This is a genomic window from Azospirillum sp. B506 (assembly GCF_000333595.1).
Lineage (GTDB): Bacteria > Pseudomonadota > Alphaproteobacteria > Azospirillales > Azospirillaceae > Azospirillum.
The window spans coordinates 1-3,193 of record NZ_BADK01000584.1 but is presented as its reverse complement, the minus strand read 5'-3'; the positions used below and the strand labels follow the sequence as shown (position 1 = coordinate 3,193).

The window sequence follows — 3,193 nt, the reverse complement described above, 5'->3', positions numbered from 1 at the left end:
CTATCTTTCCGACCATCCGCTTCCTGACAATGCTGCCCTGCTGGTGGCCGACAGCAACGGCGTCGTGCTCGCCCACGCTCCGGCAAGGCCGGGAATCGTCGGCACCGCACTTCCGGCCAGCTTCCGCCCCCTGCTGGAGGCGAACACGGTCGGCTCCTTCCAAATGATGGGAATCGACGGCGTCGAGTGGGCGTTCGCCCATGTCCCGCTGGCCGCCGGGGTCCGGCATATTTTCGTGGCCATCGGCATCGACCGTGACGCGGCGATGGGCGGCATCGACGATGCTCTCCAACGGTCTCTGCTGTGGATCGCCGCCACACTTCTGCTTGGATTGCTGGCGGCCTACCTGATTGCCAGACGGCACCTCTACAGCCCGATGGCGGCGCTGATCTCCGCGACGGAGCACTGGCGCGCCGGGGACCGCTCCATCCGCGTGGGCGCGGTGGATGGCCTGGAGATGAGCCGTCTCGGGCTTGCGTTCGATGGGCTGGTCGAAGATCTCGAACGGCAGATGCGGGCCAATGAGGAGGCATCGGCCGCATTGCGGGCCAGCGAGGAGCGGTTCCGCGAACTGGTGGAGAACGCGCCGCACATGATGTGGGTGAACCGCCCCGACGGCACCCTGGAATTCGTCAATGCCGCCTTCCGCGCCTACACCGGCCGCATGACGACCGAGGCCGACCGCATGTCGGATCTCCATCCCGACGATGTCGTCCGCATTCAGGGGGTGCGCCGCTCCGCCATCCTCGCCGGCGAGCCGCACGAGTATGAACTGCGCCTGCGCCGGGCCGACGGAACCTACCGTTGGCATTTCAGCCGCACCCATCCGATCCGTCAGGGCGGGCGGATCGTCGCCTGGTACGGCGGCGCCGTCGACATCCACGACATCCATCGCGCCCGCGATCTGGCCGAGGAAGCCGGGCGATCCAAGAGCCGCTTCCTGGCCGCCGCCAGCCACGATCTGCGCCAACCCATGCAGTCGATCCTGCTATTCGCCGAAGTGCTCCGCCCGCACCTGAGCGAAGGGCCCGGTGTCGATGCGCTGAACCGTCTCCAGCACGGCCTGGAGATCCTGAAGGGGCTGCTCGACGGGCTGCTCGACATCTCGCGGCTCGACGCCGGCATCGTGGCCCCGCAGTTGGAGGACTTCCGCATATCGGAGCTGTTGAGGAGCGTGGACGACGCCTATGCCCCTTTGGCGCAGGAGAAGGGCTTGGACTGGAAGGTGCTGCCCTGCCACGCGGTGGTCCGCAGCGACCGTGTCCTGCTTGGCCGCATGCTGCGCAATCTGGTGGAGAACGCCATCCGCTACACCGACCGGGGCGGCGTTTCGGTGACATGCAGCGTGCAGGACGAGCGTCTGGCGGTCGGGGTGGTCGACAGCGGATGCGGCATTCCGGCCGATCAGATCGAGCGCGTCTTCGAGGAGCTGTATCAGGTCGACAATCCCGAACGGGACCGCAACCAGGGGCTGGGCCTTGGGCTGGCGATTGTCCGCCGCCTGTCCAGCCTGCTCGACCATCCCGTCGCGGTGCGCTCGCAATCCGGCCAGGGTTCCCTGTTCAGCATCGCGGTGCCGCTCGCGGCGGAGGCCCGCGCGCCGGAGCCGCCGTCCACGGAGATAACGCCCGCGGAGATGGCGCCGGCACTGCCGGAGCGGGGGGAGCAGCGGTTCGCGGTGGTGGTTGACGACGATCCCATCGTGCTTGCCGGGATGGAGAGCATCCTGCGGGCGTGGAGGTTCGACGTGATCGCCGCCGATTCGACCGACCTTGCGGTGGAGACCCTGGAGCGGGACGGGCGCCGGCCGGACGTCCTCGTCGTCGATTACCGCCTGCGGGACAAGCGCATCGGGACGGAGGCCATCCTCCGCATCCGGGCGATGCACGATGCGGGCATCCCCGGCCTGATCGTCACCGGCGAGATCGGCACCCAGCCGCAGAACGATGCCCTCACTTACGGCTTCGGCCTGCTGCATAAGCCGGTCACCCCGCGCAGCCTCGCCGCGGCGCTCACCCGGCACCTGACGCGGGGCGACCGCTGAGCGTTCGCTCAGCGGTCGATGGGAGCCGGCGCACTCTCCCTGCCGGCTCGTCCCAGTGTCAGCGCGATGTCAGGCCGCGCACTCTGTGACGCTCGATGTCCGGCAGGAAGACGGTCAGCAAGCCCAGAAGCGGCAGGAACGAGCAGGCGGTATAGACGAAGCCGATGCCCCGCCAGTCGGCCAGCAGGCCCAGGCCGGCGGCGGCGATGCCGGCGACGCCAAAGGCCAGACCGAAGAACAGTCCCGACACCATGCCGACACGGCCGGGCAGCAGTTCCTGCGCATAGACCACGATGGCCGGAAAGGCCGATGCCAGAGCCAGCCCGATGATGGCGCTGAGGGCGACCGTCGTCGTCAGGCCGACATAAGGCAGGGCCAGGGTGAAGGGCAGGATCCCGAGGATGGAGACCCAGATCACCGTCTTGCGGCCGATGCGGTCGCCGACCGGGCCGCCGATCACCGTCCCCGCCGCCACCGCCGCCAGGAAAACGAACAGGCAGAGCTGGGCGTCGCCGGTGGACAGCCCGAACCGGTCGATCAGGTAGAAGATGTAGTAGCTGGTGATGCTCGCCAGATAGACGTATTTCGACACGATCAGCGCGATCAGGATGCCGACCGCCCGGGCGACCTGTCCCGACGGCAGCTCGGCATGCTGGGCCGCCGCCCGGCCACCACTGGTCCGGGGCTTGGCGTTCAGCCTCTGCCAGCTTCCCAGGCGGACCATGACCACCATGCCGGCAAGGGCGGCGATGGCGAACCAGCTGAGGCTGCCCTGGCCATGGGGCAGGATGACGAAGGCGGCCAGCAGCGGGCCGAGCGCGGAGCCGAAATTCCCGCCGACCTGGAACAGCGACTGGGCCAGCCCATGGGCGCCGCCGGAGGCCTGACGGGCGATGCGCGACGCTTCCGGATGGAAGACGGACGACCCGAAACCGAGCAGCATCCCACCGGCCAGCAGGGCCGGGAAAGCGGGCGCCCAGGCGAGGACAAGCAGACCGAGCAGGGTGGACCCCATGCCGAAGACCAGCGAATAGGGCATCGGCCTGCGGTCGGTGAACAGCCCGACCAGCGGCTGGAGAAGCGATGCCGTCACCTGATAGACGAAGGTCAGCAGGCCGAGCTGGGCGAAGCTGAGGCCGAATTCATCCT

General features: G+C 68.5%; 2 protein-coding genes. One reads left to right on the top strand and one right to left on the bottom strand.

The features are described 5' to 3' along the window. On the top strand, positions 1 to 2,044 hold a 2,044-nt coding region (locus I71_RS36085), incomplete at its 5' end, for an ATP-binding protein (RefSeq protein WP_085940742.1). A 58-nt stretch (positions 2,045 to 2,102) separates the two neighbouring features. On the opposite strand, the gene I71_RS17120 is transcribed toward I71_RS36085, so the two are convergent. Then, the coding region (locus tag I71_RS17120) for an MFS transporter (protein ID WP_042696049.1) at positions 2,103 to 3,193 on the bottom strand (1,091 nt) is incomplete at its 5' end.